Origin of the sequence: Pseudomonas sp. HN11, assembly GCF_021390155.1 — a bacterium.
Lineage (GTDB): Bacteria > Pseudomonadota > Gammaproteobacteria > Pseudomonadales > Pseudomonadaceae > Aquipseudomonas.
The window spans coordinates 940,972-964,014 of the sequence record NZ_CP089985.1 but is presented as its reverse complement, the minus strand read 5'-3'; the positions used below and the strand labels follow the sequence as shown (position 1 = coordinate 964,014).

19 protein-coding genes are annotated in these 23,043 nt (G+C 60.8%); 7 read left to right on the top strand and 12 right to left on the bottom strand.

The features are described from left to right. The 7 genes from LVW35_RS04315 to mreB form a co-directional block, all read right to left on the bottom strand. The gene (locus tag LVW35_RS04315) at nt 1-849 is read right to left on the bottom strand and encodes a carbon-nitrogen hydrolase family protein (protein ID WP_233893894.1); all 849 of its coding nucleotides are present in this window, start codon (nt 847-849) and stop codon (nt 1-3) included. A 48-nt stretch (nt 850-897) separates the two neighbouring features. Then, on the bottom strand, nt 898-4,713 hold the full coding sequence (locus tag LVW35_RS04310; protein ID WP_233893893.1) for a YhdP family protein: 3,816 nt from the start codon (nt 4,711-4,713) through the stop codon (nt 898-900). Between the two features lie 78 nt (nt 4,714-4,791). Then, the gene (gene rng, locus LVW35_RS04305; RefSeq protein WP_010213134.1) at nt 4,792-6,249 is read right to left on the bottom strand and encodes a ribonuclease G; all 1,458 of its coding nucleotides are present in this window, start codon (nt 6,247-6,249) and stop codon (nt 4,792-4,794) included. A 69-nt stretch (nt 6,250-6,318) separates the two neighbouring features. Continuing rightward, nucleotides 6,319-6,915: a Maf family protein gene (locus LVW35_RS04300; RefSeq protein WP_233893892.1), complete on the bottom strand. Its 597-nt coding sequence runs from the start codon at nt 6,913-6,915 to the stop codon at nt 6,319-6,321. A 51-nt stretch (nt 6,916-6,966) separates the two neighbouring features. Further along, nucleotides 6,967-7,455, bottom strand: coding sequence for a rod shape-determining protein MreD (gene mreD, locus LVW35_RS04295; RefSeq protein WP_177002400.1), 489 nt, complete (start codon nt 7,453-7,455; stop codon nt 6,967-6,969). Further along, a complete protein-coding gene (mreC, locus tag LVW35_RS04290; RefSeq protein WP_267924904.1) occupies nt 7,455-8,555 on the bottom strand; it encodes a rod shape-determining protein MreC in 1,101 nt (366 codons plus the stop codon). Before mreC ends, mreD begins: the two co-directional genes overlap by 1 nt. Nucleotides 8,556-8,695: 140 nt before the next feature. Then, nucleotides 8,696-9,733, bottom strand: a complete 1,038-nt coding sequence (gene mreB / locus LVW35_RS04285; protein ID WP_002555108.1) for a rod shape-determining protein MreB — start codon at nt 9,731-9,733, stop codon at nt 8,696-8,698. Between the two features lie 210 nt (nt 9,734-9,943). Here mreB and gatC point away from each other — a divergent pair, with 210 nt between their 5' ends. The 6 genes from gatC (at nt 9,944) to LVW35_RS04255 (ending at nt 15,079) form a co-directional block, all read left to right on the top strand. Continuing rightward, nucleotides 9,944-10,231: an Asp-tRNA(Asn)/Glu-tRNA(Gln) amidotransferase subunit GatC gene (gene gatC / locus LVW35_RS04280; protein ID WP_233893889.1), complete on the top strand. Its 288-nt coding sequence runs from the start codon at nt 9,944-9,946 to the stop codon at nt 10,229-10,231. 16 nt (nt 10,232-10,247) lie between these two features. Then, nucleotides 10,248-11,699, top strand: coding sequence for an Asp-tRNA(Asn)/Glu-tRNA(Gln) amidotransferase subunit GatA (gene gatA / locus LVW35_RS04275; RefSeq protein WP_233893887.1), 1,452 nt, complete (start codon nt 10,248-10,250; stop codon nt 11,697-11,699). Nucleotides 11,700-11,709: 10 nt separating this feature from the next. Beyond that, on the top strand, nt 11,710-13,155 hold the full coding sequence (gatB, locus tag LVW35_RS04270; RefSeq protein WP_028618844.1) for an Asp-tRNA(Asn)/Glu-tRNA(Gln) amidotransferase subunit GatB: 1,446 nt from the start codon (nt 11,710-11,712) through the stop codon (nt 13,153-13,155). Nucleotides 13,156-13,225: 70 nt separating this feature from the next. Beyond that, nucleotides 13,226-13,597 carry a septal ring lytic transglycosylase RlpA family protein gene (locus LVW35_RS04265; RefSeq protein ID WP_233896394.1) on the top strand — a complete coding sequence of 124 codons (372 nt, stop codon included), beginning with the start codon at nt 13,226-13,228 and terminating at the stop codon, nt 13,595-13,597. 58 nt (nt 13,598-13,655) lie between these two features. Then, nucleotides 13,656-14,702, top strand: a complete 1,047-nt coding sequence (locus tag LVW35_RS04260; RefSeq protein ID WP_233893885.1) for a calcium/sodium antiporter — start codon at nt 13,656-13,658, stop codon at nt 14,700-14,702. Further along, nucleotides 14,699-15,079 carry a carboxymuconolactone decarboxylase family protein gene (locus tag LVW35_RS04255; RefSeq protein WP_233893884.1) on the top strand — a complete coding sequence of 127 codons (381 nt, stop codon included), beginning with the start codon at nt 14,699-14,701 and terminating at the stop codon, nt 15,077-15,079. Before LVW35_RS04260 ends, LVW35_RS04255 begins: the two co-directional genes overlap by 4 nt. Here the strand turns inward: LVW35_RS04255 and LVW35_RS04250 are convergent. The 5 genes from LVW35_RS04250 to kdgD all read right to left on the bottom strand — a co-directional run bounded on the left by LVW35_RS04250 (nt 15,076) and on the right by kdgD (nt 21,647). Further along, nucleotides 15,076-16,017, bottom strand: a complete 942-nt coding sequence (locus tag LVW35_RS04250; protein ID WP_233893883.1) for an AEC family transporter — start codon at nt 16,015-16,017, stop codon at nt 15,076-15,078. The two genes, LVW35_RS04255 and LVW35_RS04250, sit on opposite strands and share 4 nt — an antisense overlap. Nucleotides 16,018-16,206: 189 nt before the next feature. Further along, complete coding sequence (gene garD / locus LVW35_RS04245; RefSeq protein WP_233893882.1) at nt 16,207-17,760, bottom strand: galactarate dehydratase; 1,554 nt, start codon at nt 17,758-17,760, stop codon at nt 16,207-16,209. Nucleotides 17,761-17,771: 11 nt separating this feature from the next. Next, nucleotides 17,772-19,136, bottom strand: a complete 1,365-nt coding sequence (locus LVW35_RS04240; protein ID WP_233893881.1) for an MFS transporter — start codon at nt 19,134-19,136, stop codon at nt 17,772-17,774. 99 nt (nt 19,137-19,235) lie between these two features. Beyond that, on the bottom strand, nt 19,236-20,681 hold the full coding sequence (locus LVW35_RS04235; protein ID WP_233893880.1) for an aldehyde dehydrogenase family protein: 1,446 nt from the start codon (nt 20,679-20,681) through the stop codon (nt 19,236-19,238). A 54-nt stretch (nt 20,682-20,735) separates the two neighbouring features. Then, nucleotides 20,736-21,647, bottom strand: coding sequence for a 5-dehydro-4-deoxyglucarate dehydratase (gene kdgD, locus LVW35_RS04230; protein ID WP_233893879.1), 912 nt, complete (start codon nt 21,645-21,647; stop codon nt 20,736-20,738). Between the two features lie 234 nt (nt 21,648-21,881). Between kdgD and LVW35_RS04225 the strand changes: the two genes are divergently transcribed. Then, a complete protein-coding gene (locus LVW35_RS04225) occupies nt 21,882-23,039 on the top strand; it encodes a phospholipase (protein WP_233893877.1) in 1,158 nt (385 codons plus the stop codon). Nucleotides 23,040-23,043: the final 4 nt, after the last annotated feature.

Genomic DNA, 23,043 nt, shown 5'->3' with positions numbered 1-23,043 from the left:
TCATCGTTCCGAAGCAGGTCGCTGTGCGCCCTGCGAGAAAAAGCGCCGATGGTTGACCACCGGCATGCGCGCCCGTATCGACGCCTGTTCACTGCTATCGCGTTCGGCCAGCAACACCGCTTCGCCTTGATCCCGTTGCGCCAACACACGCCCCCAGGGGTCGACAATCGCCGCGTGGCCGTAGGTTTCCCGTGGCCCAGGATGCTCGCCACCTTGAGCCGCCGCCAGCAGGTAGCACTGGGTCTCGATGGCGCGTGCGCGGATCAGCACATCCCAATGCGCCGCGCCGGTCACCGCCGTAAACGCCGAAGGGGCGGTAATCAATTCGGCCCCTGCCGCGCGCAACTCACTGTACAGCTCGGGGAAGCGCAGGTCGTAACACACCGTCAGGCCCAAACGGCCGACCGGTGTGTCCGCCACCACCACATTACCCCCGAAAGCATAGTCGTCGGATTCGCGATAACGACCGCGGGCATCGGCGACATCCACATCGAACAGGTGCAGCTTGTCGTAACGGGCCACGATTTCACCCTGATCATCGACCAGCAGCGAGCAGGCATTGGACTTGGCGTTCGGCTGATCCTTTGGCGGCAGTGGCAAAGTACCTGCCACTATCCATAAGGTGAGGTCGCGGGCGGTCTGCTTCAACCACGGCAGGATCGGGCCTTCGCCCAGTGCTTCGGCGCGACCGATATCGGCCACGTCGCGGCGGCCCATGGCGGCGAAGTTTTCCGGCAATACCGCCAGCTTCGCCCCACCCACCGCTGCTTGCTCCAACAAACGCCGGGCCTGGACCAGGTTGGCCAGAACATCGCTCTGGCTGACCATTTGAATTACCGCAAAGGACATGGGCCGTCTCTCCATAATGGACATGCGGCCATGCTACTCCACAGGCTCTCAGTTTGGCTTTTCAAATGGCTTGTCGAAGGTGATTTTCGGGTCCTTCCACGGGCCTTCAACTTTGTATTGCACGCTGGCGAAGCGCGCCACGCGGTCACCGATCAGCTTGTCGATCAAGAACAACGCGCCACCAATGGCGGGCGCTCCGACGATCAGCGCAGCTATCGGCAGGTTGTTGGTCACCGGCAGAGTGACCAACAACTTGGCGTCGACACGGTCTGCGACCAGGTCCAGGGTGCCGTTGAGCTCCAGGTTGGTCGACGGCCCGGTCATGGTGATCGGCTCACGGGTCACGAAGACCCCGTTGCTCGCCGCCAACAAACCTTTGACCCGGTCATAGCTCAGGCCTTTGCCGAGCAAGTCCGAGAAGTCCAAGCGCAGACGGCGCCCAATAGAGTTGAAGTTCAGCAGGCCAAACACCCGCAGCGCCTGTGCGCCGCCTTCCACTTCCACGAACTGGCCGTTACGAAACGCCGCATCCAGGCTGCCGGAGAACCGTTTGGGCCCTACGTAAGCCGGCGAGCCAGGCCAACGCCCATCCACATCCAAGTGGAAATCCTGGCTGGTGACCGTAGGTGCATAACCCCAGCCCTTGAGCACATCACCAATGTTCTTGCCGTCCAAGCGGCCCTTGTACCAACTGCTGCTGTCACCTGCCGTACCTTCCCAACCACCGGCACCCTTGAGTTGCATGCCCTTGAGGCCCAGGTCCAGGTTGTTGAAGGCCAAGCCTTTAGCGGTTGGACGGATTTTCAGAGACCAGGCGCCGACAAGGTCTGGCCCCTGGAACAACTGATCAATGGCGATATCCAGTGCGGGGATATTTTTTGGATCGACATCGGCCAACGGGTCTGGCGCGTTTTCGTCAGCCTGCGCCTTCGGGTCCACCGCCGGCAGCTTCACGTATTGCAGGTTGATCGCAATCGGCGCGCCCTTGGCGTCCGGCAGGTTGGCCGTGCCCTTCGCCTGCTGGCTGTCCAGTTGCAAGCCCCAGGCCGCCTGTTTGCGGTTCAGTTGCAAATCGACCTGGTCAAACTGGGTACCAAAACCGGTCAGCTTGCCCACCTTGAAGTCTGCGCCGCTGAGCAATTGCTTGGCGCTGCCGCCCGGATCGTTGCCCGCGTAGCGATCCACCAGCTTCTTCCACGGGTCGATATCGAGTTCCGACAGCACTCCACGGATACGCAGGCCCTTCGCGCCCGGCAGCACGGCATCGCCATCACCGAGGAACAGCTCGCCACGCCCCTCATTGAAGTTGTCCGGCGGTGCTGCAAACGTGAAATTGGCCAGTTCGCCGTAGTCGAACCAGTAACGACGCTCTGCACCTTGCAAAGTCATGCGGAACACGCTGTCACGCCCCTGGCTCGCCGGCATGCCAAACGGCGCGGGTAAATCCACGGCCACGCCCTTGAGACTGGAGCTGACCATCAGCTGGCTGTCGGCGCCATCCAGGGTCACTTGCAACTGATAGGGAATATCGCCAGACACCGGCAACGGCTGGCTGATTTTCAACCAATCCGTCAGCCGTTTGACCGTCACCTGGCCCTTGGCAATCACACGCGTGCTGATGTCGCCTGGTTTGCCATCGGCAAAAATCTGCGCGCTGACAGGTCGGTCGAACGCCTGGGCCGTGATGTTCTGGCCACTGAGGCCCTTGGTGCTGTCAAAACGGAAATCGCCCTTGAGCTGGGTCAGGTCCAGGGTAGGCTCCGCCAGTTGCAGGCGCGCCTTGTCGGTTTTGAAGTCCACCACGATTTTCGGCTCGGTTCCCTTAGCCAAGGGAATATCCAGATCAAGGCTGCCTTGCAGGTCGCCCTCACCTTTCCAACCGGCAAACGTTGATGCAGTGCCAATCGGCGCTTCCTGAAGGATTTTCAAACCATCGCCTAAACCACCGGAAAAACCACCGGTAAGCAAAAGATGACTGTCCTTGCCCACAGGCGCGTGGGGAATATTGACGTAGACGTCCTTGACCTTGGTGTCGAGCAACTGGCCCTTGCTGGCCAGGATGCGTACGCCGCTCTCCTCGACAAACACTTCGCCATCGACCTTGCTCACATGCGGCCAGCCGGGTTGGAATGCCAGTTCGGCGTCATGCACCTTGAAGAACAGGCTGATATTGCGTGAGGCCGGCAGTGCGTCGTGGTTCAGCGACCCCTGATACTGGAAGAAACCCTGGTCGACCGCGCCCTTGAGAATCGCCGTACGCAGCCACTCATCCAACGCCGGGCTCAACACCGCTGGCAGGTACTTGGGGGTGAATCGCCCGTCGCCATCGACCATGCCGACCCGCAGGTCCATGTAGTCTTCCTGGCTGTGGTCGAAATGCAGGCGAATCAGGAAGTCCGCAGCGACCTTGCCCTCCTCGCCCAGCACTTTGATATACGGGGCAATCAGGGTGAAGCCTTCCTTGTCGAGCTTCCACGTGAGGCGCGCGTTGGCCTGAATATACTGCCACGGCTTGGCAAAGATCGGATCGAGATGCAGGGAAAAGTCCTTGCTGTCCATGCGCAACTCGCCATGGCCCAGGTCGCCGCTGATGCTGCCAGACACGTTCCGCGCAGCCGGTGCGCCAAAATAGGCATCAAATCCGATGCGTTCGAGGTTGGCGGCGAAGCTGACTTTTTGATCGGTCGTGTCTTGAGGGCGAAAATCCACCAGCACATTACGCAGCAGGCCCGTGGCCTTGAGATGCTGGACGGTCTTGGCAAAACCTTCCGGCAGCGGCGCCAAGGCATTGAGCAGCGGCGTAATCGGCGTCAGATCCAGGCGGTCGGCCTGGAGTTTCCACACTTCCTGGTCCTTGTCGGTGGCCAGGGTTTGCTGAAGTTGCAGGCGCGATTCCCAGCGGGTTTCCCCCAGGTTCATCGCCAGCGAGTCGAACAGCACCTTGAGACCGGTATTGCTGCGTTGCAGGTAAGCGGTGAGCGCCAGATTCTCGATATGCACAGGTTTGCGGTCGGCGTAGCTGCCCGTTACCTGTGGCGAGTTGAGGCGTGCCACCGCGCTCTGCACGGTGCTCTTAGCCCAGGTCAGCCAGAATTCACCACCGGCCTTGAATTGGGTGAGCTTCCATTGCTGGGTCAGCTTGGCCGGAATCCACTTGGCCCAGTCGCTTTGCGGCAGGCTCAAGTAGGCCTGGACTTCGCCGTCCTTCCATTGGCTGGCACGAATGCGGGTGCGCAGGCTCACCGCCAAGGGCTGGCCGTCGGGCAGCGTCAGGCGAGCGTCCAGGCGTTGGCGGGTGATGCCGGTATGCAGGCTGAGGCCAACATACGTCAAGGTCACGGGTGCGTGATCAAACGGTTGCAACGTCACTTGGCTGTCGAGCAGCGACACGCGCTTGACCTTTTGCATGTTCTTGAGCAATTGCTCAGGGTCAACAGGCTGGTCGTCCCGCACCGGCAGGCCCTGTAACGCCCATTTACCGTCCTTGTCTTCCTTGACACTGAGCTGCAAGCCACTGACTTGCAGATGGGCAATGCGCACTTCGCGGGCCATCAGGCTGGCCCACATATCCGGCACCACTTCGACCTGGTCCAGGCGCAAGGCACGACTGCCTTCGCCCACCATCACATCGTGAGCCAGCAACACAGGCGCGAAGCCGCTCCAACGGCCTTCAAGGCTGCCAATGTGCAAAGGCATCTCCACCGCCGCCTGGGCCTTGGCTTCGACCTCAGCGCGGTACTCGGCCACCAGCGGTGTCAACTCCCGCCCCAGGCTCACATACACCGCAGCCAACACCAAGAGCAAGGCACAGAGGCCCAGGCCCCACCGGGTCATAGCGGCAAAAAAGCGTATCAGACGCTCCATGTCAGGCGACCCTCAAGGCAGTAGTCGGACGGCAGATCAAGGTCCGCCAGTCTCGTAAAAAGAAAAAGCGATTGGGGATCAGAGCAGCACCACGTCGTATTGTTCCTGGGAATACATGGTTTCGACCTGGAATCGTATCGTGCGCCCGATAAACCCCTCCAGCTCGGCAACGTTACCGGATTCTTCGTCCAGCAGCCGGTCGACCACTTTCTGGTTGGCGAGCACTCTGTAACCCTCGGCCTGGTAGGCCCGCGCCTCTCGCAGGATTTCGCGGAAAATCTCGTAGCAAACGGTTTCCGGGGTCTTCAATTTACCGCGGCCCTGGCAACTGCTGCACGGCTCGCACAGCACCTGCTCCAAGCTTTCGCGGGTGCGTTTGCGCGTCATCTGCACCAGGCCCAGCTCGGTGATGCCGATGATGTTGGTCTTGGCGTGATCGCGCTCCAGCTGTTTCTCCAGGGTACGCAGGACTTGACGCTGGTGCTCTTCGTCTTCCATGTCGATGAAGTCGATGATGATGATGCCGCCCAGGTTACGCAGGCGCAGTTGGCGCGCGATCGCGGTGGCCGCTTCGAGGTTGGTCTTGAAGATGGTTTCCTCGAGGTTGCGATGGCCCACGAACGCGCCGGTGTTGACGTCGATGGTGGTCATGGCTTCCGCCGGGTCCACCACCAGGTAGCCGCCGGACTTGAGCGGCACCTTGCGCTCCAGGGCTTTCTGGATTTCGTCTTCGACGCCATACAGGTCGAAGATCGGCCGCTCGCCGGGGTAGTGTTCCAGGCGATCGGCAATTTCCGGCATAAGCTCGGCGACAAATTGCGTAGTGCGTTGGAAGGTTTCCCGCGAGTCGATGCGAATTTTCTCGATCTTCGGGCTGACTAGGTCGCGTAGGGTACGCAGGGCCAGGCCGAGGTCTTCATAGATAACGCTGGGCGCGCCGATGGTCTTGATCTGCGCGCCGATCTGGTCCCACAGGCGCCGCAGGTAGCGGATGTCCATGAGGATCTCATCGGCACCGGCGCCTTCTGCGGCGGTGCGCAGAATGAAACCGCCCGCTTCCTTGATGCCTTCGGCCGCCACGCAGTCGCTGACCACCTTTTTCAGGCGTTCGCGCTCGGCTTCGTCTTCGATTTTCAGGGAAATGCCGACATGGGCGGTGCGTGGCATGTACACCAGGTAACGCGACGGAATCGACAGTTGAGTAGTCAGCCGCGCGCCTTTGGAGCCGATGGGGTCCTTGGTGACCTGCACCACCAGGCTCTGCCCTTCGTGCACCAGGGCGCTGATGCTTTCCACCGCAGGGCCTTCGCGCAGGGAAATTTCCGAAGCATGGATAAACGCGGCGCGGTCCAGGCCGATATCAACGAATGCAGCCTGCATCCCCGGCAATACACGCACTACCTTGCCTTTGTAGATATTGCCGACGATCCCGCGCTTCTGGGTGCGCTCAACGTGCACTTCTTGCAGAACACCGTTCTCTACCACCGCCACGCGCGATTCCATCGGCGTGATATTGATCAGAATCTCTTCACTCATGGCTGGGTCTCGTTCAGGCGTTTTCACAATAGTGACCGATCGCTTAAGGCTGGGCGCTGGGTACGGCGTTCAGCGCGCGGTAAGGTTTTGCCAACAGGGTATGCCGAATTGGCCGAGCAGTTGCGCGGTTTCGCACACCGGCAGGCCTACCACGGCGGAATAACTGCCGTTGAGACCGGCGACAAACACCGAGCCCAACCCTTGGATAGCATAGCCGCCCGCCTTGTCCTGAGGTTCGCCACTGTGCCAGTAGGTGGTCGCTTCCTCGACAGAAATCCCGCGAAACCGTACATGACTGCCTACACAAACTGTCTCACAGCGTTGGCCGTCGGTGAGGGCAATGGCGGTCAGCACTTCATGTTCACGCCCCGCCAGAGCCATCAACATTGCCAGGGCATCGGCCTGATCTACGGGCTTGCCGAGGATCTTGCCATCGACGATCACGGCAGTATCAGCACCCAACACGCAAGCGTTGCTAGTGATTTCGAGCACAGCAAAACCTGCCGCTGCCTTGCCGCGCGCAAGACGCTCGACGTAGGAAACGGCGGATTCGTTTGTAAGAGGGGTTTCATCAATAGCGGCGCTGACCACGGTAAAAGGCACACCGATCTGGGTCAGCAGTTCACGCCGCCTCGGGGAGCCCGAGGCCAGGTAAAGCGAATTCATTGCAGACTCTCCCTGTAGGGTTCGATAACCAGGCAGAGCCTCGCAATCCATTCAATTGATTTTATAGCGACGACGCAACCCACGCAGGCCGAAACTGATCCACGGCCACAGCAATGCACTGACCAGGGCCGGCAGCACCAGCGCCAGGGTTGGCTGGCGGTTGCCGGTCAGGGCGCTGAGCCATAGCTGAACCAACTGCGCCAGGCCGAAGATCACCAGGATCACCAGGCACTGTTGCCACATCGGAAACATGCGCAGGCGCTGCTGCAACGACAATACGAGAAAAGTGATCAGGGTCAGGATCAAGGCGTTCTGGCCCAGCAAGGTGCCATAGAGCACATCCTCCGCCAACCCTAGGAACATGGCGGTGACCATGCCGACCTTATGCGGCAGGTTCAGCGACCAGAAAGCGAGCAGCAGCGCCAGCCAGAGCGGACGCAGGATTTCCATGAATTGCGGCAATGGCGAAACGCTAAGCAGCATACCGACAGCAAAGGTCAGCCAGACGATCCAGCCGTTGCGCGAATGAGTACTGGCCATTATTCCTCCCTCTGCCGCGTGGTTGCCGGGGCAGTTGCCGGAGGCTTGGCAGCCGGTGTCACGGCCGCAGGTTTAGTCACTGTCGGCTTGGCTGCACGCGTGCTGTGAGCTGCAGGCTTGACCGGGGTGGCTACAGGCGTTGCCGGTGCTACCGTCGGTGCCGGTGGTCCTACGAATGCCGGCTTGGGCACGGTCGCCGGAACGATCGGCGCTGTGCCGTTTTGCTTGTCTTCCGCTTCCTGGGCCTGCGCGGCATCGTTGGCACGTTCTTCCGGAGTACGGTTGTCGCTGAACACCAGCAGCAGGTAACGGCTGCGGTTCAGGGCGGCGGTCGGCACGGCACGCACAATGGCGAACGGCTGACCGGAATCGTGGATCACTTCCTTCACCGTCGCCACCGGGTAACCCGCCGGGAAACGCTGACCCAGGCCGGAGCTGACCAGCAGGTCACCTTCCTTGATGTCAGCGGTGTCCGCGACATGGCGCAACTCCAGGCGCTCCGGGTTACCGGTGCCGCTGGCGATCGCGCGCAGACCGTTGCGGTTCACCTGCACCGGAATGCTGTGGGTGGTGTCCGTCAGCAACAACACCCGCGAGGTGTAGGGCATCAGCTCAACCACCTGGCCCATCAAGCCGCGGGCGTCGAGCACCGGCTGGCCCAGGACCACACCGTCGCGCTCACCCTTATTGATGATGATGCGATGGGTGAAGGGGTTGGGGTCCATGCCGATCAACTCGGCCACTTCGACCTTTTCGTTGACCAATGCGGAAGAGTTGAGCAACTCGCGCAGCCGAACGTTCTGCTCGGTGAGGGCCGCAAGCTTCTGCATGCGCCCCTGCAACAGCAGGTTTTCGGTCTTGAGTTTTTCGTTCTCGGCGACCAGTTCGGTGCGGCTGCCGAATTGGCTGGCCACGCCCTGGTACAGACGTTGCGGCAGGTCAGTGATCCAGTAAGTCTGCATCAACACCAGCGACATCTGGCTACGCACGGGCTTGAGCAGTGCAAAGCGGGCATCGACCACCATCAGCGCGACCGAAAGCACGACCAGCACCAATAGGCGCACGCCCAATGAGGGGCCTTTGGCGAAAAGCGGTTTAATAAGCCGCTCCTCCCAGGCAAATGTTCTCTTTATTCATACGGCATCTAACCGGCCTGGATGCAGATTGAAGAAGATAAACGCCCACAGGCAGCACTGCAAAGTGCTGCCTGTGGGCGAAACATGGGCTAATCAGCAAAGGCTTATTCGCTGGAAAGCAGGTCCATGGTGTGTTTATCCATCATTTCCAGTGCACGGCCACCGCCACGGGCGACGCAGGTTAGCGGGTCTTCGGCGACGATCACTGGCAGGCCGGTTTCCTGGGCCAGCAGTTTGTCGAGGTCGCGCAGCAAGGCGCCACCACCGGTCAGCACCAGGCCACGCTCGGCGATGTCGGAAGCCAATTCCGGCGGCGATTGCTCCAGGGCGCTTTTCACCGCCTGAACGATGGTGGCCAGGGACTCTTGCAGAGCTTCCAGCACTTCATTGGAGTTCAGGGTGAAGGCACGTGGAACACCTTCGGCCAGGTTGCGACCGCGCACATCGACTTCGCGCACTTCGCCGCCCGGGTAGGCGGTGCCGATTTCCTGCTTGATGCGCTCGGCGGTGGACTCGCCGATCAGGCTGCCGTAGTTACGACGGACATAGGTGATGATCGCTTCGTCGAAACGATCGCCGCCTACGCGCACGGATTCGGCATACACCACACCGTTCAGGGAGATCAGGGCGATTTCAGTGGTACCACCACCGATATCCACCACCATCGAACCGCGCGCTTCTTCAACCGGCAGGCCGGCACCGATCGCAGCCGCCATTGGCTCTTCGATCAGGAATACTTCACGGGCACCGGCGCCAAGGGCCGATTCACGGATGGCACGACGCTCAACCTGGGTGGACTTGCACGGAACGCAGATCAGCACACGAGGGCTGGGCTGCAGGAAACTGTTTTCGTGAACCTTGTTGATAAAGTACTGCAGCATCTTCTCGCAGACACTGAAGTCGGCAATCACGCCGTCCTTCATCGGACGAATGGCAGCAATATTGCCGGGTGTACGGCCGAGCATGCGCTTGGCCTCGGTGCCGACGGCAACGACACTTTTCTGATTACCATGGGTCCGAATGGCCACAACCGATGGCTCATTCAGGACGATACCGCGCTCGCGCACGTAAATAAGGGTGTTGGCAGTGCCCAGGTCAATGGAAAGATCGCTGGAAAACATGCCACGCAGTTTCTTGAACATGGGAAAGGGACCCTAGGCAACGCGTGGGTAAAAAAGTGCGGCAAACTCTAACAACGACAGGGATTTTGGGCAAGGCGCCAATGTGCTAAATTGGCCGACTTTCTGTGCACCTAACCCCACAATCGCGGCCGTAAGACCGTAGAAATGCGGTAGTGTTCCGACAATCTAACACACGGACAGCCTCCGTTCTGTTTTCCACTGGAGATTCCCATGACGCTTGAACGCTCCGACGTGGAAAAAATCGCGCACTTGGCCTCGCTTGGCCTCAATGATGCCGATCTTCCACAGACCACCGCAGCCCTGAACAGCATCCTCGGGCTGGTCGACCAAATGCAGGCCGTGAATACCGACGGTATCGAGCCCCTGGCTCACCCGCTGGAAGCCAGCCAGCGCCTGCGCGCAGATGTCGTGACCGAGAGTAATAGTCGCGAGGCCTACCAGTCCATCGCGCCAGCGGTCGAAAACGGCCTGTACCTGGTTCCGAAAGTCATCGACTAAAGGGAAAGAGCCTGCAATGCATCACATGACTCTGGCCGAGATCGCCCGCGGTCTCGCCGACAAAAAGTTTTCTTCCGAAGAGCTGACCAAGACCCTGCTGGCGCGCATCGCCGAGCACGATCCGAAGGTCAACAGCTTCATCAGCCTCACCGAAGAGCTGGCCTTGAGCCAGGCCAAGGCCGCCGACGCACGTCGCGCCAACGGTGAAAACGGCCCGCTGCTGGGCGCACCGATCGCCCACAAAGACCTGTTCTGCACCCAGGGCATTCGCACCAGTTGCGGCTCGAAAATGCTCGACAACTTTAAAGCGCCCTACGATGCCACCGTGGTGTCCAAGCTGGCTGCCGCCGGGGCCGTGACCCTGGGCAAGACCAACATGGACGAATTCGCCATGGGTTCGGCCAACGAATCGAGCTACTACGGCGCGGTGAAAAACCCGTGGAACCTGGAGCACGTGCCCGGCGGTTCGTCGGGTGGTTCGGCCGCCGCAGTTGCCGCACGCTTCCTGCCAGCCGCCACGGCCACCGACACTGGCGGTTCGATCCGCCAGCCCGCTGCCTTCACCAACCTCACCGGCCTGAAGCCGACCTACGGTCGCGTTTCCCGTTGGGGCATGATTGCCTACGCGTCCAGCCTGGATCAGGGCGGCCCTTTGGCGCGCACCGCTGAAGACTGCGCAATTTTGTTACAAGGCATGGCAGGCTTCGATAAACAGGACTCCACGAGCATCGACGAGCCGGTGCCGGACTACAGCGCCAGCCTGAACACCTCGCTCAAGGGCCTGCGCATCGGCGTGCCGAAGGAGTACTTCAGCGCCGGTCTTGACCCTCGCATTGCTGAGCTGGTGCACAACAGCGTCAAGACGCTGGAAAGCCTCGGCGCGGTGATCAAGGAAATCAGCCTGCCGAATAACGGGCACGCGATTCCGGCGTACTACGTGATCGCACCGGCAGAGGCATCCTCCAACCTGTCGCGTTTCGACGGCGTGCGTTTCGGCTACCGCTGCGAAAACCCGAAAGACCTCACCGACCTTTATAAGCGCTCCCGTGGCGAAGGCTTCGGTGCCGAAGTACAACGCCGGATCATGGTCGGTGCCTACGCCCTGTCGGCCGGTTACTACGACGCCTACTACCTCAAGGCGCAGAAAATCCGTCGCCTGGTGAAAAACGATTTCATGGCCGCCTTTGAGCAAGTGGACGTGATCCTTGGTCCAACCACGCCGAACCCGGCCTGGAAACTTGGCGCCAAGAACGGCGACCCGGTGGCTGCGTACCTCGAAGACCTGTACACCATCACCGCCAACCTCGCCGGCCTGCCGGGCTTGTCCATGCCTGCCGGTTTCGTCGATGGCCTGCCGGTCGGCGTGCAATTGCTCGCCCCGTATTTCCAGGAAGGCCGCCTGCTCAATGTGGCGCACCAGTACCAGTTGAACACCGACTGGCACACTCGCACCCCTACCGGCTTCTGAGGAGAACACTATGCAATGGGAAGTTGTGATCGGGCTGGAGATTCATACCCAGCTCGCCACCCAATCGAAGATTTTCTCCGGTAGCGCCACTACGTTCGGCTCCGAGCCCAACACCCAGGCCAGCCTGGTCGACCTGGGCATGCCCGGCGTTTTGCCGGTGCTGAACCAGGAAGCGGTACGCATGGCGGTGATGTTCGGCCTGGCAATTGACGCCGAGATCGGCCAGCACAACGTGTTCGCGCGCAAGAACTACTTCTACCCGGACCTGCCCAAGGGCTACCAGATCAGCCAGATGGAGCTGCCGATCGTCGGCAAGGGCCACCTGGACATCCCGCTGGAAGACGGCACCATCAAGCGCGTCGGCGTGACCCGCGCCCACCTGGAAGAAGATGCCGGCAAGAGCCTGCACGAAGAATTCCCGGGCGCCACCGGTATCGATCTGAACCGCGCCGGTACGCCGTTGCTGGAGATCGTCTCCGAGCCGGACATGCGCAGCGCCAAGGAAGCCGTGGCCTACGTCAAGACCATCCACGCGCTGGTGCGTTACCTGGGCATCTGCGACGGCAACATGGCCGAAGGCTCGCTGCGTTGCGACTGCAACGTGTCGATCCGTCCCAAGGGCCAGGTCGAGTTCGGCACCCGCTGCGAGATCAAGAACGTCAACTCGTTCCGCTTCATCGAGAAGGCGATCAACAGCGAAGTGCGTCGCCAGATCGAGCTGATCGAAGACGGCGGCAAGGTCATCCAGCAGACCCGCCTGTACGACCCGAACAAAGACGAAACCCGCGCCATGCGCAGCAAAGAGGAAGCCAACGACTACCGTTACTTCCCCGATCCGGACCTGTTGCCGGTGGTGCTGGAGGACTCGTTCCTCAATGACATCCGCGCCACTCTGCCGGAACTGCCGCAGCAGAAACGCGAGCGCTTCCAGGCGCAGTTCGGCCTGTCGGTCTACGACGCCAGCGTGCTGGCCTCCAGCCGTGAGCAAGCCAACTACTTCGAAAAAGTCGTGAGCATTGCCGGCGACGCCAAGCTGGCGGCGAACTGGGTGATGGTTGAGCTGGGCAGCCTGTTGAACAAACAGGGCCTGGAAATCGACGAAGCCCCGGTCACCGCCGAGCAACTGGGCGGCATGCTGCTGCGCATCAAGGACAACACCATCTCCGGCAAAATCGCCAAGACCGTGTTCGAAGCCATGGCCGCCGGTGAAGGCAGCGCCGACGAGATCATCGAGAAGCGCGGCCTCAAGCAAGTCACCGATAGCGGCGCGATTTCGGCCGTGCTGGATGAAATGCTCGCGGCCAACGCCGAGCAAGTCGAGCAGTACCGTGCGGCAGACGAAGCCAAGCGCGGCAAGATGTTCGGTTTCTTTGTGGGCCAGGCGATGAAAGCCTCCAAAGGCAAGGCCAACCCGCAGCAGGTGAACGAATTGCTGAAAAGCAAGCTCGAAGGCTGACAGCGATGAAGGGTCCGAGTGAGATTTCATGCTCGACTCGGACCCCCTGTGGGAGTGGGGCACCTTGAAAATGAAGCGTCTTTTAGGCCTCCTGGCCCTGTTCTCCCTGTTGGCCGGCTGTGCCAGCGGCGTCATCAACCCCAATGGCTACGATGAAACCGGCACCGCCTCCTATTACGGCGCCCGGCACCATGGCAAAAAGACCGCCAGCGGTGAACCCTTCAACCAGAACGCCCTGACCGCTGCCCACCGACGATTGCCGTTCGGCACCCAGGTCAAGGTCACCAATCTCGACAACGACAGATCCGTGGTTGTTCGCATCAATGATCGCGGCCCGCACACCCGTGGGCGTTTGATCGACCTTTCACGCAAGGCTGCCCAGCAGTTGGGTATGATCAGCAGCGGTACGGCGCGTGTGCGCGTACAAGCGCTGAGCAACTAGAGACGGAGCCCTGGCCATTTTCGGATTAACCGCCCTCTCGCCCTGGAGCCTGCTGGAATTGGTCAGCGGCCTGGTGCTGCTGGTCATCGGCGCCGAAATCCTGGTGCGCGCCGCCGTGCGCCTGGCCGCGAGCCTCAAGGTGCGGCCGCTGATCATCGGCCTGACGATCGTCGCCTTTGGCAGCAGCGCGCCGCAGATGACCGTCAGCCTGCAAGCCACACTGGCCGGCAACACCGATATCGCCGTGGGTAGTGTGATCGGCAGCAGCATCTTCAACACCCTGGTGACCCTGGGCCTGTCGGCGCTGATCATTCCGCTGCGGGTCTCGCGCCAGCTGGTACGCCTGGACATTCCGGTGATGATCCTTGCCGCACTGCTGGTGTTCACCCTCGCCGCCAATGAAGCACTCACGGCCGTCGACGGCCTGCTGTTGCTGGTTGCCCTGGTCGCCTACCTCGGCGTGCTGCACTACCAGACCCGTCATTCCCGCCGTCCACGCACGCTGGACACCGTGGCCCGCGCGCCTTGGCTGAGCAGCGTACTGCTGATGCTTGGCGGCCTGCTGATTCTGGTGCTGGCCGGCCATTTGCTGTTGGGCGCAGCCGTGGATGTGGCGGGCGACCTGGGCCTGTCGGAACGTGTAATCGGCCTGACCTTGATCGGCGTCGGCACCTCTCTGCCGTGCCTGGCCACCTCGTTGATTGCCGCCCTGCGCGGCGAGCGGGAAATCGCCGTGGGCAACGTGATCGGCAGCAACCTGTTCAACCTGCTGGGCGTATTGGGCCTGACCGCCCTGCTCGCGCCCTCGCCGCTGTCGGTATCACCCAATGCGCTGGACTTCGACCTACCGGTAATGCTTGGCGTGGTGGTGCTGTGCCTGCCGGTGTTTTACACCGGTTACCGCGTGACCCGCTCCGAAGGCCTGGTGTTGCTGGGCCTGTACCTGGCGTACGGCTTGCACGTGATGGCGTTTACGACCGGCATGCCCCTGGCCACCAAGCTTGAACACCTGATGCTGTATTACGTCCTGCCAGTGCTGGTGGCTTTTCTGTTGTTCAGCACGCTGCGAGCCTGGCGCCGCCAACACAAGAGGGATTCGCAATGACCGATCAGAAAAAGCCCGGGGTTGAGATGCGTCGCAAGGTCATGGGCGATGCATTTGTCGACCGCGCCCTGGGCAATGCCACCGAGTTCACCCAGCCGCTGCAGGACTTCGTCAACGAGCATGCCTGGGGCAGCGTGTGGAACCGCAAAGGGTTGCCATTGAAGACCCGCAGCCTGATCACCCTCGCTGCCCTCACCGCGCTCAAGTGCCCGCAGGAACTCAAGGGCCATGTGCGCGGCGCGCTGAATAATGGTTGCACCGTGGAAGAGATCCGCGAGGCCTTGCTGCATTGTGCGGTGTATGCCGGTGTGCCGGCGGCGATTGATGCGTTCCGTGCCGCCCAGGAAGTGATCGATACCTATCAGAAAGAAGGCTAGATCCAGCCGCCCGCCTGCAACACGAAGATCCCGATATTCGTGGTTACCGCCGCCATCAAGGTGGTGATTACGATAATCGCTGCAGCCAGCTCATGATTGCCCTCGGCCGCCCTGGCCATCACAAAACTGGCGGCTGCGGTCGGCGCACCGAAGTACAGGAACAAAATCCCCAGTTCTGGTCCGCGAAAGCCCAGCAACCACGCGCCTAAGGTCGCAGCCACCGGCAGCCAGACCATCTTCATCAAACTCGCGCTCAGCGCCATATTGCCGCTCTTGCGCAACGCTGCCAGGGACAAGGTGCCGCCAATGCAGATCAAGGCCAACGGCAAGGTGGTATCCGCCAGATACTGCATGGATTTTTCCAGCCAGCCTGGCAGGCCAATCTGAAAATAAGCGAACGGTGCCGCTACGATCACACTGATGATCAGCGGATTGGCCACCACACTCTTGCAGATGCTCCACGGATCGGACTTGATCACCGGGCTGTACACCGCCAACACGATGGTCGACAGGGTGTTGTAGAACAGGATCACCAACGCCGCGAGGATCGCGCCGAGGGAGATGCCGGAGTCGCCGTACATACTGGCCGCCAGTGCCAGTCCGATTACCCCGTTATTGCCGCGAAATGCGCCTTGGGTGTAGATACCCCGGTCTTCACGCCTGCACCGAAAAATCGCCCAGCCCCAGGCCAGGGCGAAGCTGAGCAAGGTGGCGACGGCAAAGTAGATCAGCAGGCCCGGCTTGAGCGCCGAGTGCAGGTCGGCATGCAGAATGCCAAGGAACAGCAACGCCGGCATGGTGACGTTGAACACCAGGGACGAGGCTGTGTGGATAAAGTTGTCGTTGATCCAGTTGATGCGCTTGAGCAGCACACCCAGGAACAGCATGGCAAACACCGGCGCGGTGATGGTGAGGGTGGTGAGGAAGATTGCCAGCATGCCGGGGAGAACCTTGGTGAGCGTCGTCAGGTGGCTAATGATAAGCCATGCAGCCCTGCGGCGTCTGGTAGGACGCCTTCGCGAGCAAGTCGAATCGTCGCACCGCCGCTCCCACATTCGACCGATTTCCAACAGGAGAATGCGGTCAAGTGTGGGAGCGGGGTTGCTCGCGAAGCAGGCGACTCGGTCTCAGGTAATGGGGGCAGGGTTGAATAACGTGATGTCGTTGTGCAGCTTGTGATGCTCCGCCCACGTCTGCTTCTTGCCGCTGGCCACATCCAGGTAGAAGTGAAACAGCTCCCAACCCAGCTCCTCGATGCTCGCCCGCCCAGTCGCGATACGCCCTGCGTCAATGTCGATCAGGTCCGGCCAGCGCTGCGCCAGTTCCGTACGCGTCGACACCTTCACCACCGGCGCCATCGCCAGCCCATATGGCGTGCCACGCCCGGTGGTGAACACATGCAGGTTCATGCCCGCTGCGAGCTGCAAGGTGCCGCACACAAAGTCACTGGCCGGGGTGGCGCAAAAGATCAGACCCTTGCCCTTGAAACGCTCGCCAGGGCCAAGCACGCCATTGATCGCGCTGCTGCCGGACTTGACGATAGAGCCCAAGGACTTCTCGACAATGTTCGACAACCCGCCCTTCTTGTTGCCCGGCGTGGTGTTGGCGCTGCGATCCGCCTCGCCCTTGGCCAGGTAACGGTCGTACCAGTCCATTTCCCGGACCAGTTCCTGAGCAACTGCTTGGCTTTCAGCCCGAGAAGTCAGCAGGTAGATGGCGTCGCGGACTTCCGTCACTTCGGAAAACATCACCGTTGCCCCGGCCCGTAGCAGCAGATCCGAGGCATAACCCAACGCCGGGTTAGCGGTGATACCGGAAAACGCATCGCTGCCGCCGCATTGCATGCCCAGGATCAGCTCCGACGCCGGCACAGTTTCGCGGCGGCGCTGGTCGAGTTTCTTCAGACGCGTTTCGGCCAACGCCATGATCTGCTCGATCATCTCGGTAAAGCCGTGGCTGGAATCCTGCAGCCGATACAGCCAGGGCTCGCTCAGGTCGACCGAGCTGTCGTTGTCGTGCATCACCTGCCCGGCCTGCAATTTCTCGCAGCCCAAGCTGATCACCAAGGCTTCGCCGCCCAGGTTCGGGTTGCGCGCCAGGTTGCGCACCGTGCGGATCGGAATATAGGCATCGGTCGCGGTGATCGCCACGCCGCAGCCGTAGCTGTGGGTCAGCGCCACCACGTCGTCGACGTGCGGGTACTTGGGCAGCAACTCATCCTTGATGCGCTTGACCGCATGGTCCAGCACACCGGTCACGCACTGCACCGTGGTCGTGATGCCAAGGATATTGCGCGTACCCACGGTGCCATCCGCGTTGCGGTAACCCTCAAAGGTAAACCCTTCCAGCGGCGCCTGGGCCTCAGGCACCTCAGTGGACAGCGGCAAGCTGTCCAACGGCGGCGCGGTGGGCATGCGCAGTTGATCTTCCTGCACCCAACTGCCGCGTGGGATGGGCGCCAGGGCGTAACCGATGGTCTGGCCGTAGCGAATAATCTGACCACCTTCGGGGATATCTTCCAGGGTCACTTTATGGCTCTGGGGAATGAAATCCACGGTTACCAGGCCGTCCGGGAACTCGGTCCCGGCCGGTACGCCTTGGTCATTGACCACGATCACCACGTTGTCGCGCTCGTGCAAACGAATCGAGCGCGGCGAGTCGGCATGTTCAATCAACTGCATCACACGGCCCCTCAGGAATGCGCTTCGGTTAGGTTGGTCAACTCAGGCCCCTTGGTAGGCGGCTCTTTGAGGACTACACGTTTGATCGGGCCAACGATGACCAGGTAACTGAACACCGCCACCAGCGCGTTGGCGCCGACGAACACCAGGGCCCACTTGAACGAACCGGTGGTGCTGATGATGTAGCCGATCACGATCGGCGTAGTAATCGACGCCAGGTTACCGAAGGTGTTGAACAAGCCGCCACTGAGGCCGGCGATTTGTTTCGGCGAGGTGTCGGACACTACCGCCCAACCCAGCGCGCCAACGCCTTTGCCGAAGAAGGCCAAGGCCATGAAGCCCACCACCATCCATTCGATATCCACGTAGTTACAGGCCACTATGCTGCTGGAGATCAGCAGGCCACCAATGATTGGCGCCTTGCGGGCGAAGGTCAGGGAGTGCCCTTTGCGCAGCAGGTAGTCAGAAATCACACCACCGAGCACACCGCCGATAAAGCCGCAGATCGCCGGCAACGAAGCGATGAAACCAGCCTTGAGGATGGTCATGCCACGGTCCTGAACCAGATACACCGGGAACCAGGTGAGGAAGAAATACGTGATGCCGTTGATGCAGTACTGGCCCAGGTATACGCCGAGCATCATGCGGTTGGTCAACAGTTGGCGGATGTAGTCCCACTTCGGACCGTCGGTTTTCTTACCCTTGCCTTTATCTTGATCCATATCGACCATCGCGCCATTGGCGGCGATATGGTTGAACTCGGCTTCGTTGATCATCGGGTGCTGGCGCGGGCTGTGGATCACTTTCAGCCAGATCAGCGAGAACACGATGCCAATAGCGCCCATCACGATAAACACGTGCTGCCAGCCAAAGCTGTAGACGATCCAGCCCATCAACGGTGCGAACAGCACGGTGGCGAAATACTGCGCCGAGTTGAAAATCGCCGAAGCCGTGCCGCGCTCCGCGGTGGGGAACCAGGCCGCCACAATACGCGCGTTACCGGGGAAGGATGGCGCTTCAGCCAGGCCTACCAGAAAGCGCAGCATAAACAGCGCGACAACAGCGGTAGAGACACCGAACTCACCGACATAGCCTTGCAATACGGTGAACAGTGACCAGGCGAAGATGCTCAGGGCATAGACTTTTTTCGAGCCGAACCGGTCCAGCAGCCAGCCACCGGGAATTTGCCCGGCCACGTAGGCCCAACCGAATGCGGAGAAGATGTAACCGAGGGTGACCGCGTCGATGCCGAGGTCTTTTTGCAGGCTGGAGCCGGCGATTGCGATGGTGGCCCGGTCGGCGTAGTTGATCGTAGTCACCAGGAACAGCATGAGCAGGATCAAATAGCGGACATGGGTCGGCTTGGTCGCTTGCATGAAGAAGTACTCCCACTAATTATTTTTTTTGCGGGTAATGGTTTTCTGTTTTTAGTGTGGGGGGCCGCCAGGCATCCGGCCCCCACAAGGCGCGGCGAGTTACGAACCGATGTAGCTGGTCTTCACCACCGTGTAGAACTCTTGCGCATAGCGACCTTGCTCACGCGAACCATAGGATGAGCCCTTACGGCCACCAAACGGAACGTGATAGTCCACACCGGCGGTCGGCAAGTTGACCATCACCATCCCGGCCTGGGAGTGGCGCTTGAAGTGGTTGGCGTACTTGAGCGACGTGGTGGCAATACCCGCCGACAGCCCGAACTCGGTGTCGTTGGCCATGGCCAGCGCCGCCTCGTAATCCGCCACGCGCACAACGTTGGCGACTGGGCCGAAGATCTCTTCACGGCTGATACGCATGGCCGCTTCACTGTCGGCAAACAGCGTCGGCGCCAGGTAGTAACCTTCGGTGTCGCAGGTCACCAGGCCGCCACCGCTGACCAACCGCGCACCTTCGCTCTGGCCGATGTCGATGTACTTGAGGTCCTGGTCCAATTGAGCCTGGGAAACCACGGGGCCGATGTCGGTGCCGCTTTTCAGCGCGTGGCCGACCTTGATCGACTTCATGCGCTCGGCCATGGCCGCGACGAACTGGTCGTGGATACCGGCGGTGACAATCAAGCGGCTGGAGGCGGTGCAACGCTGGCCGGTGGAGTAGAACGCGCTCTGTACCGACAGCTCGACGGCCTGTTTGAGGTCGGCGTCGTCAAGGATGATCTGCGGGTTCTTGCCGCCCATTTCCAACTGCACTTTGGCTTGGCGCGACACGCAGCTGACGGCGATCTGCCGCCCCACGCCAACAGAACCCGTGAAGCTGATGCCATCGACTTTCGGGCTGTTAACCAGCATGTCGCCAACCACGCGACCGCTGCCCATCACCAGGTTGAACACGCCGGCCGGGAAACCGGCGCGGGAAATGATTTCGGCCAGGGCCCAGGCGCAGCCCGGCACCAGTTCAGCCGGTTTGATCACCACGCAGTTGCCGTAGGCCAGGGCCGGGGCGATTTTCCAGGCGGGGATGGCGATCGGGAAATTCCACGGCGTGATCAAGCCGACCACACCCAGAGCTTCACGGGTGACCTCGACGTTGACGCCCGGGCGTACCGACGGCACGTAGTCGCCGGACAGGCGCAGGCACTCACCGGCAAAGAACTTGAAAATATTACCGGCGCGCGTCACTTCGCCGATGGCTTCGGGCAGGGTCTTGCCCTCTTCACGGGCCAGCAGAGTACCGAGTTCTTCACGGCGCGCGAGGATTTCGCTACCGACTTTATCCAGAGCGTCATGGCGCGCCTGGATCCCGGACGTGGACCAGGCCGGGAATGCCGCGCGAGCTGCGTCGATGGCGACGTTGACCTGGGCCACATCCGCCTTGGCGTATTCGCCAATGACATCGGACAACTCCGACGGGTTGAGGTTGACGCAGTAATCAGCGCCGGCCACCCACTGGCCATTGATGTAGTTATCAAAACGTTGGACTTGAGACACGAATCTTCTCCTGACGCAAAAGGCCGCTGATCTCTCAGCGGCCTTGTGGATAATTTATTGCGGACCTTGCTTATCGATCAGCGCGGCCAGGGCTTCATATTCTTCCGGCAACAGGTCGGTCAGCGGCGTGCGCACCGGGCCTGCGTCGTAGCCGGCAATTTTTGCACCGGCCTTGACGATGCTCACGGCATACCCGGCCTTGCGGTTACGGATGTCCAGGTACGGCAGGAAGAAGTCGTCGATGATCTTGCCGACGGTGGCGTGATCCTCGCGGGCGATGGCGTTGTAGAAGTCCATCGCGGTTTTCGGAATGAAGTTGAACACCGCCGAGGAGTACACCGGCACACCCAGGGCCTTGTAGGCAGCGGCGTAGACCTCTGCAGTCGGCAGGCCACCGAGGTAGCTGAAACGATCACCGAGGCGATGGCGGATCGACACCATCAACTCGATGTCACCCAGGCCATCCTTGTAGCCGATCAGGTTCGGGCAGCGCTCGGCCAGGCGTTCCAGCAGCGGCGCGGTCAGGCGGCAGACGTTGCGGTTGTACACCACCACGCCAATCTTGACTGACTTGCACACCGCTTCCACGTGGGCGGCAACCCCGTCCTGGCTGGCTTCGGTGAGGTAATGCGGCAACAGCAACAGGCCTTTGGCGCCGAGGCGTTCGGCTTCCTGGGCGTATTCGATGGCTTGACGGGTCGAACCACCGACACCGGCCAGGATCGGCACGCTGGTGGCGCAGGTATCAACGGCGGTTTTCACCACCTGGGAATATTCGCTGGCAGCGAGGGAGAAAAACTCACCGGTGCCACCGGCCGCGAACAAGGCGGTGGCGCCGTACGGGGCCAGCCATTCCAGGCGCTTGATGTAGCCCGCCTGGTGGAAGTCACCCTGGGCATTGAAATCGGTCACCGGGAAAGACAGCAGACCGTGGGAAAGGATGGACTTCAGTTCTTGTGGATTCATTATTCGAACACCCTGGGCGAAGACTTTCTATCGAAAGGTTGTTGTTGGTTTTGATGATGTCGTACGTCATCGTACAACTATAAAAAGATTCGTCAACAGCAATTCATCAGACTTCATCCTGAGTCGCGTTTAGATGGGCGTTCTTGACGTAGGAAGTTTTTCCTCTATGCTCGCATTAGCTGTATATACATACAGTTATCACGGAAGATTCCTACGACATAGCAAGGAGCTAACATGTCAGGTCTAGAACTCGTAGCACCGGAAAAGAACTCGCCTACCCTGCGCTTCGAAGGGGGTGAGCACACGGCTATCGGCGATGACACGCTGTTGCGTTTCGTCAAAGATGCCCAGGCGATTCCCGCACGCCAAGTGGAGCTGCACCTGCCCAATGGGCTGGCGCTGACCTATGGCCAAGTGATTGCCCTGGGCGGCGACTTCTATGGCATCCCCGGTCAAGCGATCAGCGATGGCGCCTCCCCCGCCGAGCGCGTTCAGCGCTTTACCGCCGCCTTCAACAGCCTTGCGGTACTGCCCGCCTCGCGGGAAGAAGCACACAAGATCCTCGCGGTGATGCAAAAGGAAATCAATGCGGTCAAGCAGGCGATCAAGGACGGCAACCAAGCCCATGAAGCCTACGACGCACTGGGTGATACGTTGTCCGAGGAATGGAACCGCATCACCGGTGGCGGCAGCGCGGTTTCAGCTTTCATCCCGTTGGGGCGTTATCTGAAGCTGGCAGCGGACAACGCCGACCACTTCGGTGAATGGGCGCTGTCTGCCTATCTGGCGGGGCATACAGCGGCGCTGCAACAAGCTGTCGTGGCGCACCAGACCGGCACCGACCAGGCGCTGGAACTGGCGTATGCCATGAACAGTTTTGCTGATCACTTTTTGACCGACCTGTTTTCCGCCGGCCATCTGCGAGTCCCGCGCAAGCAGTTGGCGGCGGTGGTGACGCCGGGAGAGCTGGGCTCGCTGATCAGCCGTTTCATGCACGACGAAGATAGCAAGTTCGGGCTCAAGGTGCGCAATGCCATGGGCGATCAATGGCACGCGTACGGGGATAAACGCTACTTCGACGACATCGACGCGGACAATCGGGTGCAGGTCAAACGTGCGGTACAGGCTTCAGCAGATGAAATTTTCGAAACCTTCATCAGCGGTGTCGCGCCCTCCCCGGCCAACTTCAAGGCGCCGCTGTACGTGCCGGACCTGAATGCAGCCCAGAACCCGGCGAATAACTTTTCGCCGCTGTTCAAGATGGAGGGGGATAAGGTATTGCGCCGCATGGATGTGAATGACCTCAACGACAAGCACTGGACCAACGATTGGTGGGGGTGGAGCACGTACCTGCTGCTCAAGGACTACAAGCCAAACCAACCCGCGAGCTAATAGC

What these genes read in the sequence shown, in the direction of transcription:
- LVW35_RS04315 (WP_233893894.1), bottom strand. Translation starts at nt 849, where the DNA reads ATGTCCTTTGCGGTAATTCAAATGGTCAGCCAGAGCGATGTTCTGGCC.
- LVW35_RS04255 (WP_233893884.1), top strand. Translation starts at nt 14,699, where the DNA reads ATGACCGATCAGAAAAAGCCCGGGGTTGAGATGCGTCGCAAGGTCATG.
- LVW35_RS04225 (WP_233893877.1), top strand. Translation starts at nt 21,882, where the DNA reads ATGTCAGGTCTAGAACTCGTAGCACCGGAAAAGAACTCGCCTACCCTG.
- LVW35_RS04265 (WP_233896394.1), top strand. Translation starts at nt 13,226, where the DNA reads ATGAAGCGTCTTTTAGGCCTCCTGGCCCTGTTCTCCCTGTTGGCCGGC.
- LVW35_RS04310 (WP_233893893.1), bottom strand. Translation starts at nt 4,713, where the DNA reads ATGGAGCGTCTGATACGCTTTTTTGCCGCTATGACCCGGTGGGGCCTG.
- gatC (WP_233893889.1), top strand. Translation starts at nt 9,944, where the DNA reads ATGACGCTTGAACGCTCCGACGTGGAAAAAATCGCGCACTTGGCCTCG.
- mreD (WP_177002400.1), bottom strand. Translation starts at nt 7,455, where the DNA reads ATGGCCAGTACTCATTCGCGCAACGGCTGGATCGTCTGGCTGACCTTT.
- LVW35_RS04240 (WP_233893881.1), bottom strand. Translation starts at nt 19,136, where the DNA reads ATGCAAGCGACCAAGCCGACCCATGTCCGCTATTTGATCCTGCTCATG.
- rng (WP_010213134.1), bottom strand. Translation starts at nt 6,249, where the DNA reads ATGAGTGAAGAGATTCTGATCAATATCACGCCGATGGAATCGCGCGTG.
- LVW35_RS04250 (WP_233893883.1), bottom strand. Translation starts at nt 16,017, where the DNA reads ATGCTGGCAATCTTCCTCACCACCCTCACCATCACCGCGCCGGTGTTT.
- LVW35_RS04300 (WP_233893892.1), bottom strand. Translation starts at nt 6,915, where the DNA reads ATGAATTCGCTTTACCTGGCCTCGGGCTCCCCGAGGCGGCGTGAACTG.
- kdgD (WP_233893879.1), bottom strand. Translation starts at nt 21,647, where the DNA reads ATGAATCCACAAGAACTGAAGTCCATCCTTTCCCACGGTCTGCTGTCT.
- gatA (WP_233893887.1), top strand. Translation starts at nt 10,248, where the DNA reads ATGCATCACATGACTCTGGCCGAGATCGCCCGCGGTCTCGCCGACAAA.
- mreB (WP_002555108.1), bottom strand. Translation starts at nt 9,733, where the DNA reads ATGTTCAAGAAACTGCGTGGCATGTTTTCCAGCGATCTTTCCATTGAC.
- gatB (WP_028618844.1), top strand. Translation starts at nt 11,710, where the DNA reads ATGCAATGGGAAGTTGTGATCGGGCTGGAGATTCATACCCAGCTCGCC.
- garD (WP_233893882.1), bottom strand. Translation starts at nt 17,760, where the DNA reads ATGCAGTTGATTGAACATGCCGACTCGCCGCGCTCGATTCGTTTGCAC.